17 protein-coding genes are annotated in these 15388 nt (G+C 63.2%); 14 read left to right on the top strand and 3 right to left on the bottom strand.

All coding sequences use genetic code 11. The features are described from left to right. Positions 1 to 118: 118 nt before the first annotated feature. Positions 119 to 373, bottom strand: a complete 255-nt coding sequence (locus C9427_RS15770; protein ID WP_107650178.1) for a DUF1344 domain-containing protein — start codon at positions 371 to 373, stop codon at positions 119 to 121. 181 nt (positions 374 to 554) lie between these two features. On the opposite strand from C9427_RS15770, the gene aroC reads away from it, so the two are divergent. Together aroC and ribB are read left to right on the top strand one after the other, a co-directional pair. Then, positions 555 to 1670 carry a chorismate synthase gene (aroC, locus tag C9427_RS15765; RefSeq protein WP_107650047.1) on the top strand — a complete coding sequence of 372 codons (1116 nt, stop codon included), beginning with the start codon at positions 555 to 557 and terminating at the stop codon, positions 1668 to 1670. Positions 1671 to 1766: 96 nt separating this feature from the next. Next, positions 1767 to 2867 carry a 3,4-dihydroxy-2-butanone-4-phosphate synthase gene (gene ribB / locus C9427_RS15760; protein WP_107650046.1) on the top strand — a complete coding sequence of 367 codons (1101 nt, stop codon included), beginning with the start codon at positions 1767 to 1769 and terminating at the stop codon, positions 2865 to 2867. A gap of 31 nt (positions 2868 to 2898) precedes the next feature. Here the strand turns inward: ribB and C9427_RS15755 are convergent, their stop codons facing one another. Next, entirely contained in the window at positions 2899 to 4119 is a 1221-nt protein-coding gene (locus C9427_RS15755) for an MFS transporter (protein WP_107650045.1), read from the bottom strand. 120 nt (positions 4120 to 4239) lie between these two features. Here C9427_RS15755 and C9427_RS15750 point away from each other — a divergent pair, with 120 nt between their 5' ends. Then, positions 4240 to 4860, top strand: coding sequence for a TetR/AcrR family transcriptional regulator (locus tag C9427_RS15750; protein ID WP_107650044.1), 621 nt, complete (start codon positions 4240 to 4242; stop codon positions 4858 to 4860). On the opposite strand, the gene C9427_RS15745 is transcribed toward C9427_RS15750, so the two are convergent. Further along, positions 4801 to 5727, bottom strand: coding sequence for an AraC family transcriptional regulator (locus tag C9427_RS15745; protein ID WP_107650043.1), 927 nt, complete (start codon positions 5725 to 5727; stop codon positions 4801 to 4803). The two genes, C9427_RS15750 and C9427_RS15745, sit on opposite strands and share 60 nt — an antisense overlap. Positions 5728 to 5815: 88 nt before the next feature. On the opposite strand from C9427_RS15745, the gene C9427_RS15740 reads away from it, so the two are divergent. The 11 genes from C9427_RS15740 to C9427_RS15690 all read left to right on the top strand — a co-directional run bounded on the left by C9427_RS15740 (position 5816) and on the right by C9427_RS15690 (position 15342). Then, positions 5816 to 6664, top strand: coding sequence for an SDR family oxidoreductase (locus tag C9427_RS15740; RefSeq protein WP_107650042.1), 849 nt, complete (start codon positions 5816 to 5818; stop codon positions 6662 to 6664). A gap of 96 nt (positions 6665 to 6760) precedes the next feature. Further along, a complete protein-coding gene (locus C9427_RS15735) occupies positions 6761 to 7741 on the top strand; it encodes a hypothetical protein (protein WP_107650041.1) in 981 nt (326 codons plus the stop codon). A gap of 75 nt (positions 7742 to 7816) precedes the next feature. Then, positions 7817 to 8743 carry a histone deacetylase family protein gene (locus C9427_RS15730; protein WP_107650040.1) on the top strand — a complete coding sequence of 309 codons (927 nt, stop codon included), beginning with the start codon at positions 7817 to 7819 and terminating at the stop codon, positions 8741 to 8743. A gap of 3 nt (positions 8744 to 8746) precedes the next feature. Next, positions 8747 to 8998, top strand: coding sequence for an exodeoxyribonuclease VII small subunit (locus C9427_RS15725; RefSeq protein WP_006330579.1), 252 nt, complete (start codon positions 8747 to 8749; stop codon positions 8996 to 8998). Between the two features lie 108 nt (positions 8999 to 9106). Then, on the top strand, positions 9107 to 9373 hold the full coding sequence (locus C9427_RS15720; protein ID WP_107650039.1) for a DUF2277 domain-containing protein: 267 nt from the start codon (positions 9107 to 9109) through the stop codon (positions 9371 to 9373). 9 nt (positions 9374 to 9382) lie between these two features. Then, the gene (locus tag C9427_RS15715) at positions 9383 to 10303 is read left to right on the top strand and encodes a pirin family protein (protein ID WP_107650038.1); all 921 of its coding nucleotides are present in this window, start codon (positions 9383 to 9385) and stop codon (positions 10301 to 10303) included. A 132-nt stretch (positions 10304 to 10435) separates the two neighbouring features. Continuing rightward, positions 10436 to 12349 (top strand): 1-deoxy-D-xylulose-5-phosphate synthase, encoded by a 1914-nt coding sequence (dxs, locus tag C9427_RS15710; RefSeq protein ID WP_107650037.1) that lies wholly within the window; start codon positions 10436 to 10438, stop codon positions 12347 to 12349. 147 nt (positions 12350 to 12496) lie between these two features. Continuing rightward, the gene (locus C9427_RS15705) at positions 12497 to 12790 is read left to right on the top strand and encodes a hypothetical protein (protein WP_107650036.1); all 294 of its coding nucleotides are present in this window, start codon (positions 12497 to 12499) and stop codon (positions 12788 to 12790) included. 127 nt (positions 12791 to 12917) lie between these two features. Then, positions 12918 to 13712, top strand: coding sequence for a TlyA family RNA methyltransferase (locus tag C9427_RS15700; protein WP_107650035.1), 795 nt, complete (start codon positions 12918 to 12920; stop codon positions 13710 to 13712). Further along, entirely contained in the window at positions 13709 to 14950 is a 1242-nt protein-coding gene (locus C9427_RS15695) for a class I SAM-dependent RNA methyltransferase (protein WP_107650034.1), read from the top strand. Before C9427_RS15700 ends, C9427_RS15695 begins: the two co-directional genes overlap by 4 nt. Positions 14951 to 15075: 125 nt before the next feature. Continuing rightward, positions 15076 to 15342, top strand: a complete 267-nt coding sequence (locus C9427_RS15690; protein ID WP_245437083.1) for a hypothetical protein — start codon at positions 15076 to 15078, stop codon at positions 15340 to 15342. The last annotated feature ends 46 nt before the right edge of the window (positions 15343 to 15388 follow it).

The following is a 15388-nucleotide window of genomic DNA, read 5'->3' as shown; positions in this document are numbered from 1 at the left end:
TGACGGCTTCCGGCCCCATTTCGGTCATTCAATGCTGCGTATCCCCACGGCCGCCTATAGCGCCCGTGCTCGTTTCCACCGCCGGCTTCAGGATGGCTCGCCGCAAAACTCTATTCGTTTAATCGCCATCCGGCAGTTGCATGTCGGTGACGACATTCTCGCCATTCGTCTCGTCATAGGCGATCACGATATCCATCCCCGGCTTCAGCGCATCGAGGTCGGTTTCGGCGTTCAGCTTGTAGGCTTTGCCGTCGTCGAGCGTGAGCGTCAGCGTATCCTTGTCCACCTTCTTGATCAGGCCTTCGGTCTGGCCGGCCAAGGCAGCGGTGGAAACAAGCAATGTCGCGGCGAAGGCGCCAATCAGGATACGCATCATCGTCCTCTTATCGTTGCGCCGGCAGGATGCCGGCGAGGGTTCAACGGACCGGTCAAGCGAACCAGAAACCAACCGAATGTGTCAAAACTAAATCCGCAGGATCACAGTTTGACCACTGTGGAAAACGCCAATAGAAGGCAACTCTAAGCCGGCTCCGCTGCCGGGCAGGGTCACTTTCATGTCTCACAACACGTTCGGCCATCTGTTCCGCGTCACCACCTGGGGCGAAAGCCACGGGCCAGCGCTTGGCTGCGTGGTCGACGGTTGTCCGCCCGGTATCCGTTTTACGCAGGCCGATATCCAGGCCGAACTCGACAAGCGCCGTCCCGGCCAGTCACGTTTTGTGACGCAGCGTCGCGAACCCGACGAGGTCAAGATCCTGTCCGGCTTTATTCTGGACGAGGACGGCGAGACGATGATCACCACCGGCACGCCGGTGTCGATGCTGATCGAGAATGTCGACCAGCGCTCCAAGGATTATGGCGAGATCGCCCGCCAGTACCGGCCGGGTCATGCCGACTACACCTATGACGTCAAATACGGCCTGCGCGATTATCGCGGCGGCGGCCGCTCGTCGGCACGCGAGACGGCGGCGCGGGTGGCCGCCGGAGCCCTGGCCCGCAAGGTGGTGCCTGGCATGGTGGTGCGCGGCGCGCTGGTGTCGATGGGCGAAAAATCCATCGACCGCGCCAACTGGAACTGGAATTTCGTCAGCGACGCCGAAAACCCGTTCTTCACCCCGGATCCGGCATCGGTGGCCGTCTTCACGCAATATCTCGACGGCATCCGCAAGTCGGGCTCCTCGGTCGGCGCCGTCATCGAGATCGTCGCCGACGGCGTTCCCGCGGGCCTCGGCGCGCCGATCTATGCCAAGCTCGACCAGGACATCGCTTCGGGCCTGATGTCGATCAACGCCGTCAAGGGCGTCGAGATCGGCAATGGCTTCGAGGCCGCCCGCATCACCGGTGAACAGAATGCCGACGAGATGCGCATGGGCAATGACGGCAAGCCGGTCTTCCTGTCCAACAATGCCGGCGGCATCCTTGGCGGTATTTCAACCGGCCAGGCGATCGTCGCGCGCTTCGCCGTCAAGCCGACCTCGTCGATCCTGACGCCGCGAAAATCGATCGACAAGGACGGCCGCGACGTCGAGATCATGACCAAGGGCCGGCACGACCCGTGCGTCGGCATCCGCGCCGTGCCGATCGGCGAGGCGATGGTTGCCTGCGCGATTGCCGATCACTATCTGCGCCATAGGGGACAGACGGGGCAGGGAGTAGGCAGTAGGCAGTAGGCAGTATGTAAGCCTGGCCGCCTGACACAGCTATTTTTTCCTTTCCCCTACTGCCCTACTGCCCTACTCCCTATTCCCTGCGAGCGAAGCGAGCCAATGCCTTACGACCAGAAGAAAATCGTCGAAGCCCTGCGCGCCTTCGAGCGCGGTGAGATCGTCGTCGTCATGGATGATGACGGCCGCGAGAACGAGGGCGACCTGATCGTCGCGGCTGTCCACTGCACGCCGGAAAAGATGGCCTTCATTGTCCGCAACACCTCCGGCATCGTATGCACGCCGATGCCGCGCGAGGAAGCCAAGCGGCTGAACCTGCAGCCGATGGTCGCCGACAATGATTCGGCCCACACCACTGCCTTCACCGTCAGCGTCGATTTCAAGCACGGCACCACGACAGGCATTTCAGCCGACGACCGCACGCTGACCGTGCGCAACCTCGCCAACGGCAATGTCGGCGCTTCCGATTTCGTCCGCCCCGGCCACATCTTCCCGCTGATTGCGCGCGAAGGCGGCGTGCTGATGCGTTCGGGCCATACCGAGGCCGCGGTCGACCTGTGCAAGCTCGCCGGCCTGCCGCCGATCGGGGTCATTTCCGAGCTGGTCAACGATGACGGCACCGTCAAGCGCGGCCCGCAGGTGCAGGCGTTCGCCGAGGAGCACGGCCTGAAGCAGATATCGGTCGCCGACCTCATCGCCTACCGCCAGCGCAAGGAAACGCTGGTCGAGCGTGTCGCCTGCTCCGACATTGAGACGCCGGGCGGCAAGGCGCAGGTCTTCACCTACACGCTGCCCTGGGATTCGATGCATCACGTCGCGATCGTTTTCGGCGACATCCGCGACGGCGAGGACGTGCCGGTGCGGCTGCATTCCGAGGATGTCGTGAGCGATGTCTTCGGCACCAGCCACCGGCTGGACGGCATCATGAAGGCGATGGGCGAGCGCAAGCGCGGCGTCATCGTCTATCTGCGCGAGGGCTCGGTCGGCGTCGCCCATCAGGAGCGCAAGCGCCCCGCGCCCGGCGATCGCGAGGACCATGAAGAGGCGCGCCGCCGCGAGAACGAGTGGCGCGAGATCGGCCTAGGCGCCCAGATCCTGAAGGATCTCGGCATCTCCTCGATCAACCTGATCGCCTCGCGCGAACGCCACTATGTCGGCCTCGAAGGTTTTGGCATTCACATCGCCAGGACCGAGATTCTCTAGGGTCCGTCGATATTCAGGTGATGCCGGGCTGTTACTCGGCAGGAACTACCGCCTCGCATCCTTCCAGATCGCAATCCGGTGTCGCAAGGCTGCGCTGTCCGATGAGCACTGTGGCGAGTGCGATTGTGCCTGCCGCCACCGACACAAAGAACCCGTTCTGAGCGCCGAACGCGTCGACCACCGCCCCGGCGGCGAAGGAGCCGAGCGCCATGCCGATACCTATCCCGGTCATCACCCAGGTGACGCCCTCGGTCAGCATCGCTTCCGGCACGTGCCGCTCGATCAGGCCGAATGCCGTGATGAAGGTCGGCGAGATCGCCACGCCGCTGATGAAGACGGCCAGCGCCAGGGTAGGCACGGTATCGGCGACGAGCAGCGGCAGTGTGGTCAGCGCGATGATGGCGATCGCGATTGCCAACTGGCGCTGCAGCGGCATTTTCAGGTTGAGCGCGCCGACGATGATCCCCAGCACGAACGATCCCAGCGCATAGACGCCGATGACGAAGCTGGCGGCGCCCGGCTGGCCAAGCTCCTTGGTGATCGCCACGGTGGTCACTTCCGTGGTCGCGAAGGTAGCGCCGATGAAGATCAGGGCGAAGGTGATGATCTGAACCGGCCGCAGGCGGATGGCCGAGCCGCTTGAGCCATGCTCCACCGGCCGCACGCGCGGCTCGGTCGAGCGCTGCACTATGAAGGCCGTCGAGCCGAAGGCGAGGAACAAGGTGCTCGCCAGCATTCCGGCTTCCGGAAACAGGGCGACGCTCAGGCCCACCGACAGCGATGCGCCGGCGACGTAGACCAGTTCGTCCGCCGCCGACTCGAAAGCGAACGCGGTGTTGAGTTCGGGGCGATCCCGGAAGATCTCGGTCCAGCGCGCGCGCACCATTGCCGGGATGCTGGGCATGGCGGCGGCCAGCAGTGCGGACACGAACAGCGTCCATATCGGCCAGTCCTGATTGGCCGCCGCAATCAGTATGACGAAGGCGAGCACGGAAACGACTGTGGTGGGCACGAGAATCCGTGTCTGGCCGAGGCGGTCCACCAGTCGCGATATCTGCGGTGCCAGGAAAGCGTTGGTCAGCGCGAATGTCGCCGAGACGGCGCCGGCCAGCCAGTATTCGCCATGCGTCTGCGAAAGCATCGCGACGATCCCGATCGGAGCCATGGCGATCGGCAGCCGGGCAACGAAGCCGGATGCTGCAAAGCCCTTGGCGCCGGGGGCGCGAAAAATTTCCGAGTACGGGTTTTGCATGGTCTGGCTCCTCGACAAGGGACGGTTCGACAATTACATACGCAGCGTATGACTATGAGGTAGTTCATACGCATCGTATGTCAATTGGCATACGAGGCGTATGTCGATAGGGCCAGAACCATGCATAGACCCCGCAAGGAGATGATCGCCGAGACGCGCGCCAAGCTGATAGCCGCGGCCCGCCATGCCTTCGGAACTGTCGGCTATGCCGAAGCCTCGATGGATGACTTCACCGCGTCGGCCGGCCTGACGCGCGGCGCACTCTATCATCATTTCGGCGACAAGAAGGGGCTGCTTCAGGCGGTCATCGCCGAGATCGACGCTGAAATGTCGGCAAGGTTAAAAATCGTCTCGGCCAGGGCGGACAATTTCTGGCAGGGCTTTGTCGATGAATGCACGGCCTATATCGAGATGGCCCTGGAGCCGGAGATCCAGCGCATCGTGCTTCGCGACGGCCCTGCTGTGCTCGGCGACCCCTCGCAATGGCCGAGCCAGAATAAATGCATCCACTCCATGGCGGAGAGTCTTGGCAAGCTCCGGGACGAGGGAACCATCGTGGCCGTCGATGTCGAAGCTGCCGCCCGGCTGATCAGCGGCGCGTCGCTGCATGCCGCGCAGTGGATCGCCAATTCAAACGATCCGCGAGCCACGTCGAAAAAGGCCGTGAAGGCCTTCAACGTGCTACTGGAGGGCCTGCTTCGCGTCCCCGTTCCGGTGGGAGCGTGCGAACGCGCCTGGTGAGCATCCCACGCGTCGGCGAAACGCCGTACTGAAGGCGCTGGCGGAATCATAGCCTATCTCTTCGGCGAGGCGGTCAAGCGACCTTCCGCCCCGGCTCAAGGCATCCCGAGCGAGCGTCATTCGCCAACGCGAAAGATACTCCATCGGAGCGCAGCCCAGGGTTTCGGAAAACCTGGCCGCGAACGCTGATCGCGACATGCCGGCAAAACTCGCGAGCTCAGCCACGGTCCATCCCGCCCGAACATTGGCATGCATCGCGCGCAAGACAGGAGCCAAGGCTGGGTCCCGCATTCCCGACAGCAGCCCCGCCGGAAGCAAATCCTGGCTGATGCCGGGCCAGCGCAGGCCCTCCACCAGCATGATTTCGAGAAGCCGTTCCAGGATCATTTCCCGGCCCGGCCCATCGGCGGCGCACTCTTCCTTGATGAGATCGATGATGCGGGCGAGACGCCCGGTATCGACTTCCGCAGCGCGTATGTGGATCATCGTGGGCAGCAGCGCGAGCAGAAGCGGCGCATTGACCTTGTCGATCTGAAAGCTGCCGCCAAGCATCTGAAAGTCAGGCTCACCGTTCGGATCGCCATGCCGGACGGCTTCTTGTGAAGGCCGGCCCGGAACGCATTTGGCATCCGGTTGGCTCAGCAGCGCGAATGCCGGCGAAGAGGCCAGCAGCACGAAGTCTCCATGATCGAGCAGCACTGGCTTCGCCCCGTCGATAGCGAGCCAGCATCGCCCCGCCAGCACGATGGAGAAGCCCGGCGCCTGATAAGCGGGATAACGAACGCCCCATGTCCCGCGGCCCGTTATCGGCTTTGAGAACACGGCGTGCGGCCGCAGCAGTGCGATCACATCGCTGAGAGGATCCATTTGGACGATCGATAATGAATTGCGGACGCCAGATTATAGACCGTCCTGTGTCCTTGTCTATGTTGCCGGCAGAAAAATGGAGATTTGAATGACCAGGACAATTCTGATTACCGGCACGTCGTCGGGCTATGGCAAGTCCGTTGCAGAATTCTTCCTCGACCGGGGCTGGAACGTCATCGCGACCATGCGGCGCCCCGATCCGAGCGTGTTCGCAACCGCCTCCGATCGCCTGAAAGTGCTGCCGCTCGATGTCACCGATACCGGCAGCATCGGCAAGGCGATCTCGGAAGGTGTCGCCGCATTTGGAGCGATTGATGTGCTCGCCAACAATGCGGGTGTCGGACTGGCATCGGTCGTTGAAGCGACGCCGGACAGCACCGTGCGCGAGATATTCGAAACCAACACCTTTGGCGTGTTCGCGACCAGCCGCGCCATCATCCCCCAAATGCGCAAACAGGGTCACGGCGTCATCATCAACGTCACGTCGAGCGTCACCCTCGGGATCATGCCGCTCGTGGCGATCTACGCCGCCAGCAAATGCGCCGTCGAGGGCTTCACCGAATCGCTGTCCTACGAGTTGGACGCGTTCAACATCAGGGCTCGGCTGGTTGAGCCTGGCTACGCGCCGACCACCAACTTCAGCGCCAACAGCGGCGCACGCATGAAGGATTTGATCCCGGCGGATTACGGCTCCTTCGCCCAATCCTATTTTGAGAAGATGGCCAACTATCCGACCCCTTATTGCACCGAGACGGAAGTCGCCGAGGCTGTCTTCGCGGCAGCGACGGACGAAGGGCGGACGATCCGCTATCCCGCTGGCGCGGACAGCAAACTCCTCGCGGAGCTACGCTGGACGACCTCGGAAGAGCATTACCTCAGAAAAATGCGCGAGATGTTCAGCCCGCAACTGTCGTCCGAGTCTCTGGAGAATACCTGAAATCCCTTGGCGATCTCGCTCCGACCAGCCCGAGATTGACAATCGCCGGCCTGAAGTCATCCTCTACCTCCATCTCTGAGGGGGAGATTCGGGCGCATGTGGGATTTCCAGATCGGCAGGTCGGTGTCCATCATGATGCGGACATGGCCCTTCATCGTCTTTCGCATGATCGTCTATTTCGGCATCACGCTGACCTATATCGTGGCGACCGGCACGGGCGCCGGCGTCGGCTATGGCGTCGGCCACGTCTCAACCGATCCGGACGGGCCGCTGTCATTTGCCTTGTGGGGCGGCGTGGTCGGGTTCGGTGTCGTTTCCATCGCCGTATACTGGATACGCGAATACATCCTCTACATCGTCAAGGCCGGCCATATCGCGGTCATGGTCCATCTGATCGACGGCCAGCCTGTGCCCGGCGGCCGGGGCCAGATCGCCTATGCCAGGGAGGTCGTGAAGGAGCGTTTCGCCGAGGCCAACGTCCTTTTCGTGCTCGACCAACTGGTCAAGGGCGCCATCCGCGCCATCACCGGTCTTATCGGCGGCATCGCCGCCTTTCTGCCCATCCCAGGCCTGGGCGGTCTCGTCAGCTCCATCAACACGGTGATCCGCCTGTCGCTGACCTATGTCGACGAGGTCATTCTCGGCTACAACATCCGCACCAATTCCGCCTCGCCCTTCGAGACGGCGCGCCAGGGCGTCGTGCTCTACGCGCAGAACGGCAAGACCATGGTCAAGAACGCCATCTGGCTGGCGGTGATCATGTGGGGCATTTCCTTCGTCATTTTTCTGCTGATGCTGGCGCCAGCCGGCGCCATCCTCTGGTTCATGCCCGGCCAACTCGGCGGCTGGGCCTTCGTGCTCGCCATCGTCTTCGCCTGGGCCTTCAAGGCCGCCTTCATCGAACCCTTTGCCATCGCTTGCCTGATGCAGGTCTATTTCAGGACGATCGAAGGCCAGGTGCCCGATCCCGACTGGGACCGGAGGCTGGCGGAGGCGTCCTTGAAATTCAGGAAACTCAAGGACGAGGCGCTGGCCTCATTCGGTGGTTCGCGCTGGACTCAAGCCCGCGCCCAATAGCTAAACCCTGTTGAACGTCTGGCTTTGGTCGTGCGAAAACATGGTCAAAACGGCCGGGCGCGCCTATATCGGGGCATGGTCACACGGCTCTACACCCATCCGATCTTCCTCGAACATATAACGCCGCCCGGTCATCCGGAACGGCCCGACCGTTTGCGCGCCATCGAGCGCGTGCTCGACGACGAGGCCTTTGCGGCACTTGATCGTGCCGAGGCGCCGGAAGGCGACGAGGCGACCATTCTCTACGCGCATCCTGAGCAATTCGTCGCGCGCGTTCGTGCCGCCATACCCGACACCGGCATCGCCCGCATCGATGCTGACACCACCGCCAGCCCGAAAAGCTGGCAGGCGGCCGTGACCGCGATCGGCGCCGCCAACGCCGCTGTCGACGACGTTTTCGAGAGGCGCGCCGACAACGTCTTTGTCGCCGCCCGGCCACCTGGCCATCATGCCGAGAAGACGACGTCCATGGGTTTCTGCCTGTTCAACACCGCGGCGATCGCGGCGCGTTATGCGCAGCGCAAGCATGGCGCCGAGCGCGTCGCAATCGTCGACTGGGACGTGCACCACGGCAACGGCACGCAGGACATTTTCTGGGACGATCCGTCGGTGCTCTATTGCTCGACGCACCAGATGCCGCTTTATCCCGGCACCGGGGCCAGGAGCGAAACCGGCGCCGGCAACATCGTCAACGCGCCGCTGGCGCCGCGCACCGGCAGCGACATGTTCCGCGACGCCTTCCTGTCGCGCGTTTTGCCGGCGCTCGACAATTTCGCGCCCGACCTCATCATCATCTCTGCCGGTTTCGACGCGCATCACCGTGATCCCCTGGCCGAGATCAACCTGACCGAGGATGATTTCGACTGGGCGACCGGCCAGTTGATCGAGTGTGCCGGGCGCCACAGCGGCAATCGGCTCGTCAGCCTGCTGGAAGGCGGCTACGATCTGCAGGGATTGGCATTTTCGGTCGCCGCCCATGTCGGGCGACTGATGAAAGGATGAGGAATGGCTGGCGAAGCGAATGAAGACGTCAAGGCGATGAGCTTCGAACAGGCGCTCGACGCGCTGGAGAAGATCGTCGATGATCTGGAGCGCGGCGACGTGCCGCTCGACCAGTCGATCCGCATCTATGAGCGCGGCGAGGCGCTGAAGGTGCATTGCGACCGGCTTCTGAAGGCGGCCGAGGACAAGGTCGAGAAAATCAGGCTGTCGCGCGACGGCAAGCCGGTGGGAACAGAGCCGCTCGATGCGGATTGAGGCACGGCCTCAACCACAATTTCGCCTTACCGGCTTTTGGACATGATCATGATTGAGGATAAAACTCATCCCGATTGAAACGGCTCCAGGACGAGGAGATTGCGAACGATGTGCCGAAACATCAAGACCCTGTTCAATTTCGATCCGCCGGCGACCAACGACGAAGTGCATGACGCCGCACTTCAGTTTGTCCGCAAGCTGAGCGGCTCCGCCAAACCTTCCAAGCGCAACGAGCATGCCTTCAACCATGCCGTCGAGGCGATCGCAGCTGCTGCGCGCGAACTGCTGGATTCGATGGAAACCACGCAAGAACCGCGCAATCGCGAAGAGGTGGCGGCCAGGGCGAAAGCCAGATCCGCACTTCGCTTCGCCTGAGGAAACCGCATGAGCTTCTTTCCTGGAAATGACCCGCAGGCCGGCGATGCCTTCGCCAGCGACCAGATCGAATTGATGGTCGTTCCCAACGCCAAGGACATCGGCGGCTTCCAGGTTCGGCGTGCCCTGCCGACCGCCAGGCGCCGCCTGGTCGGGCCTTTCATCTTCTTCGACCGCATGGGTCCGGCGATCCTGCGGGCCGGCCAGGCGCTCGATGTCCGTCCGCATCCGCATATCGGCCTGTCGACGGTCACCTACCTGTTCGACGGCAAGATCAGGCACCGCGATTCGCTCGGCACCGAAATGGTGATCCAGCCCGGCGACGTGAATCTGATGACTGCCGGCCGCGGCATCGTCCATTCCGAGCGCACGCCGGAGGAGTTGCGCGGGGCGCCGATGTCGGTATCCGGCCTGCAGACATGGCTGGCGCTGCCGGACGGTAAGGAAGAGGTCGCACCTGTCTTCGAGAACACGGCCTCGTTGCACCTGCCCGAGATCGATGCCGATGGCGTCATCGGACGCGTCGTCATCGGCGCGTTTTCCGGGCTGCGGTCTCCGGTAAGCACCGCCTCGGAAACGCTCTATGCCGATCTCACCCTGGCGCCCGGCGCCAGCGTGAAAATCCCGGCCGATGCCGAAGAACGTGCCATCTATACGCTTGAGGGCGAGGTTTCGATTTCCGGAGACCGCTTTCCGGCCGAGCGGCTGCTGGTGTTCCGGCCCGGCGACGAGATTGTTGTGTCGTCGGAAGGCGGCGCTCATTTCATGTTGTTCGGCGGCGCCTCGCTCGGCTCAAAGCGCTATATCTGGTGGAATTTCGTCTCGTCGTCGAAGGAACGCATCGAACAGGCGAAAGAAGAATGGAAGACGGGGCGCTTCGATATCGTTCCGGGAGATGAGAAAGAATTCATTCCTTTGCCGGACAATTAGAATGCAGCCTCTTGGGCGCACACAGGGCATTTTAACACTTTGTATCCGTGCCGCGTCACTGACACGCATTTACATTCAAAGGCCTTCGGCCTATCTCGCGATGAACAAAAAGCCCGAGCAGGCCCGTAACCAGTGAACGCAAAGCCCGATACGCCGCTTCTCGACAAGGTCCGCATTCCGGCCGACCTCAGGACGCTTGCCGAAGGCGAGCTGCCGCAGCTGGCGTCGGAGCTTCGTGCCGAGTTGATCGACGCCGTGTCCCACACTGGCGGACATCTTGGCGCCGGCCTTGGCGTGGTCGAACTGACGGTTGCGCTGCATTATGTCTTCAACACGCCGGATGACCGGCTGATCTGGGATGTCGGCCATCAGGCCTATCCGCACAAGATCCTGACCGGCCGCCGCGACCGCATCCGCACCTTGCGGCAAGAGGGCGGCCTGTCCGGCTTCACCCGGCGCGCCGAGAGCGAATACGATCCGTTCGGCGCCGCGCATTCCTCGACCTCGATTTCCGCTGGCCTCGGCATGGCGATGGCGCGCGACCTTTCCGGCGGCCGCAACAATGTCATTGCCGTCATCGGCGACGGCGCCATGTCGGCCGGCATGGCCTATGAAGCCATGAACAATGCCGGTGCGCTCGATGCCCGCCTGATCGTCATCCTCAACGACAACGACATGTCGATCGCCCCGCCGACCGGCGCGATGAGCGCCTATCTGGCCCGGCTTGCTTCCGGCAAGACCTATCTCGGCTTGCGCGATTTCGGCAAGAAGCTGACCTCCTATCTGGGCGAGCGCGCCGATCGCGCCATCACCCGGGCGGTCGAGCATGCGCGCGGCTACGTCACCGGCGGCACGCTGTTCGAGGAGCTTGGCTTCTACCATATCGGCCCGATCGACGGGCACAATCTCGAGCATCTGATCCCCGTGCTGAAGAATGTCCGCGACAATGCCGACGGCCCGGTGCTGATCCATGTCGTGACCCAGAAGGGCAAGGGCTACGGGCCGGCCGAGGCCGCGCCCGACAAATATCACGGCGTCAACAAATTCGACGTCATCACCGGCGCGCAGGCCAAGGCGCCAGCCAACGCGCCAAGCTACACCAAGGTCTTTGCCGAGAGCCTGATCCAGGAGGCCCGGGAGGACGAGCGTATCGTCGCCGTCACCGCCGCCATGCCGAACGGTACGGGTCTAGATCTTTTCGGCGAGGTGTTCCCGACGAGGACCTTCGATGTCGGCATCGCCGAGCAGCATGCGGTGACCTTCGCCGCCGGCCTCGCCACCGAGGGCTACAGGCCCTTTGCCGCGATCTATTCGACTTTCTTGCAGCGCGCCTACGATCAGGTCGTCCATGACGTGGCGATCCAGGGCCTGCCGGTGCGCTTTCCCATCGACCGCGCCGGCTTCGTCGGCGCTGATGGCGCCACCCATTGCGGCGCCTTCGACACCACCTTTCTGGCGACGCTGCCCGGTTTCGTCGTCATGGCGGCGGCCGATGAAGCGGAACTGCGCCACATGGTGCGCACGGCCGCGCACTATGATGAGGGGCCTATTGCCTTCCGCTATCCGCGCGGCAACGGCGTTGGCATCGACATGCCGGAGCGTGGCTCTGTGCTCGAAATCGGCAAGGGCCGCATCGTCAGGGAAGGCACCAAGGTAGCGCTCCTTTCCTTCGGCACGCGGCTGCAGGATTGCCTGGCTGCGGCGGAGGAACTCGGCGCGGCCGGGCTTTCCACCACTGTTGCCGACGCCCGTTTCGCCAAGCCGCTCGATGAGGATATGATCCGGCGGCTGGCGCGTTCGCATGAGGTCCTGGTGACCGTGGAAGAAGGCGCGGTTGGCGGCTTCGCCAGCCACGTGCTACAATTCCTCGCCCATGAAGGCTTGCTGGAGAGCGGCCTGAAGGTGCGCCCGCTGGTGCTGCCCGACGTGTTCACCGATCACGCCAAGCCCGAAAAGATGTATGCCGACGCCGGGCTGGATTCGGCCGGCATCGTGCGCACGGTCTTCGTCGCCCTTGGCCACGCCGTCAGCGCGCAACGCGCCTGAATCAAAACCTCAACGGCTTGAATCAATTTGCCGGCGAACAAGGGTAACCTGTTGTTCACGCTGCCGTTTGGCGTTTTGCTTACCCTGTCTCTTGGCCATTTTTCAACGGCGCCCTGCTAAGGTTTGATCAGGCAGGGAGACCAATACATGAGAACGCTTCTGTGCGGCGTGGCGCTTTTGGCTGTCATCGCCACGCCGGCCGTCGCCGAAACGCCTTATGACCGCAATCTCGAAAAAGCGGCGGCGGGCATCGTCGCCAGCAAGATGGGTGATATCCGCGGCGGCTTTTCCTACAAGCAGATGCCGCAATTCGTTGTCGTTCCCGAAGCCGCGTCGCCGCCGCCTGCCTCCACCGAGCGCCCGCGCCGGCAAGCTTCCGGCGACCAGGGCGATGGTCTGGCGCCGGCTGTCGAACGGCAGGTTTCGCGGACGATCTTCTAGAAGCTAGAGGCATCTCGCTCCTCACATTTTGCCGGACTGGGTGCGATATTCAACACGCCGTGGGGCCGGTCAGCGTTCCCTGCTCTAATATCCTTGCCTTCGCGGCCGGCTTTCGCCATGAAGGCCGATGAATTCCCCCATGCCAGCCAGCATACGCCAGCGGCTTGACGAACTGCTCGTCGCGCGCGGTCTGTTTCCCAGCCGCTCGCGCGCCCGTGATGCCATCGAGCGCGGCACCGTGACGGTCGACGGCGTCGTCGCCCGCAAGCCCGGCCAGACCGTCTTGCCCGACTGTCGCATCGCCATCGACGATCCGGCCCGGGGCTATGTTTCGCGCGCGGCGCTGAAGCTGATCGCCGGGCTCGACCATTTCCGCCTCGATCCCTCGGGCAGCGAAGCACTCGATGTCGGCGCCTCGACCGGTGGCTTCACCCAGGTGCTGCTCGAACGCGGCGCGGCACATGTCACGGCGATCGATGTCGGCCACGGCCAGATACATCCCGACATTTCTGGCGATCCGCGTGTCACCGTCATCGAGGGCCTCAATGCCCGCGATCTGCTGGCCAATGATCTTGCCGGCCGCATTCCCAATTTCATCGTCTGCGATGTCAGCTTCATTTCGTTGAAGCTTGCCTTGCCGCCGGCACTGGAACTGGCCGGCAAAGGTGCGCGCGCGCTGCTGCTGGTCAAGCCGCAGTTCGAGGCCGGCCGTGCGGCAATCGGCAAGGGTGGCTTGCTGAGGGATCCCTACGATGCGGCGCGTGTTGCCGGCCTGCTCGGGGATTGGCTGGAGGGCGTTCCCGGCTGGCGCTCGCTGGGGCTGAACCTGTCGCCGATTGAAGGCAGCGACGGCAATCGCGAGTTCCTGCTTGCCGGGATCAAGGACACTGGGATCGGGGACACCGGGATTGGGGACCGATGAGCGCGCGCTTCCAAATCGCAAGGCTGGGCTCCCAGGGCGACGGCGTTGCCGAGACCGACAGCGGCGAGGTTTTCATTCCCTTCACGCTGCCCGGCGAAACCGTGACCGCCGCGCGCGAAAAGGACCGCGCCACGCTGATGTCGGTGCTGGAGGCTTCGCCGCTCAGGATCGACCCGGCCTGCCGGCATTTCGCCGAATGCGGCGGCTGCGCCATCCAGCACTTCGAAGCCGAAGCTTATCATAGGTGGAAGCGCGACAAGGTCGCGCATGCGCTGAAGAGCAAGGGTATCGCTTGCGACGTCGGAGCGCTGGTGCCGTGCGCGCCACAGACGCGCCGCCGCGTCGTCTTCAGTGCGCGGCGCACGGACGCCGGCATGCGGCTCGGTTTCGTCCGTGCGCTGTCGTCCGAAATCATTGCCATCGAGGAATGCCCGATCTCGCTGCCCGGCATCGTCGCAGCACTCGACCGCTTGAAGACCCTCGCCGGGCTGATCTGCACAACGACCAAATCGTTCCACATGACGGTGACAGCGACCGGTTCCGGCCTCGATGTCGCGGCTCACGAGTCCGGCAAGCTCGGCGACAACCAGCGCCGCGTCGCCTCCAACTTCGTCATCGCCGAGGGGTTGGCCAGGCTGTCGATCGACGGCGAGATCATCATCGAACCAAAGAAACCGGTCGTCCTGTTTGGTGGTGTCGCCGTCGCGGTGCCGCCGGGCGCCTTCCTGCAGGCCACCGAGGCCGCCGAGCAGGCGATGGCCGGCATCGTCGGCCAGCATCTGTTGCGCGCGAAAAAAGTCGCCGATCTCTTCGCCGGTTGCGGCAGTTTTGCGCTGCGCCTGGCCGCGAAGTCGGAAGTCCATGCGGTGGAAGGCGATGCGCCGGCCCTTGCGGCGCTCGATCATGGCTTTCGTTTCGCCAGCGGCCTGAAGCGGGTGACCAGCGAACGTCGCGACCTGTTCCGGCGGCCGCTCACCTTCAAGGAATTGAACACCTTCGACGGTCTGGTCTTCGATCCGCCACGAGCGGGTGCGGAAGACCAGTCGAAGCAGATCGCCCGCTCGGATGTGCCCTATGTCGCCGCGGTGTCCTGCAATCCGGTGACGCTGGCCAGGGATTTGCGCATCCTGCTGGACGGCGGCTACACCCTGAAAAGTGTCACCCCGATCGACCAGTTCCTGTGGTCGCCGCATGTCGAGGCCGTGGCGCTGCTGGAGAAGCCGAGGCGAAGGCGTTAGGCGCGTCGCGTTGAACGGCTTTGCGAGACACGCTCTAATTCTTGTTTCTTCCATCTTGCACTGCTGGCCGAAACGGGCATAATGCACGCTATGGTAGAGGAAGAATAATTCTTTCATCAGGGGTTGTGGCTGAGATTTTGGGCGCCGCTTTGTTCATGGCGCTCACCGGTGCGCTGATCGGCTGGCTTTTGAGAAAGGTCACCCGCATCGGGCTGTTGCCATCCTATGCACTTGGCATCGCGATCATGACATTTGTCGGCGCGGCGCTGTATGTCTCCAACCAGGATGGGGCTGTCGACTACCTGAGTGGCTGGATCAGGCAAGCGATCGGCGGTGTTGTCGGCTTCCTGATTCTCTATGCGACGTCGCGCAGATCTGTAAGCAAGACGTAGCCGCTCGCTCCAGCAGGCCATACGCTTCAAGCTGATCTGTTCCGGA

Source organism: Mesorhizobium helmanticense (genome assembly GCF_003034915.1).
Classification (GTDB): domain Bacteria; phylum Pseudomonadota; class Alphaproteobacteria; order Rhizobiales; family Rhizobiaceae; genus Mesorhizobium; species Mesorhizobium helmanticense.
The sequence above is the reverse complement of the archived record's forward strand: the minus strand, read 5'-3'. Positions and strand labels throughout refer to the sequence as shown.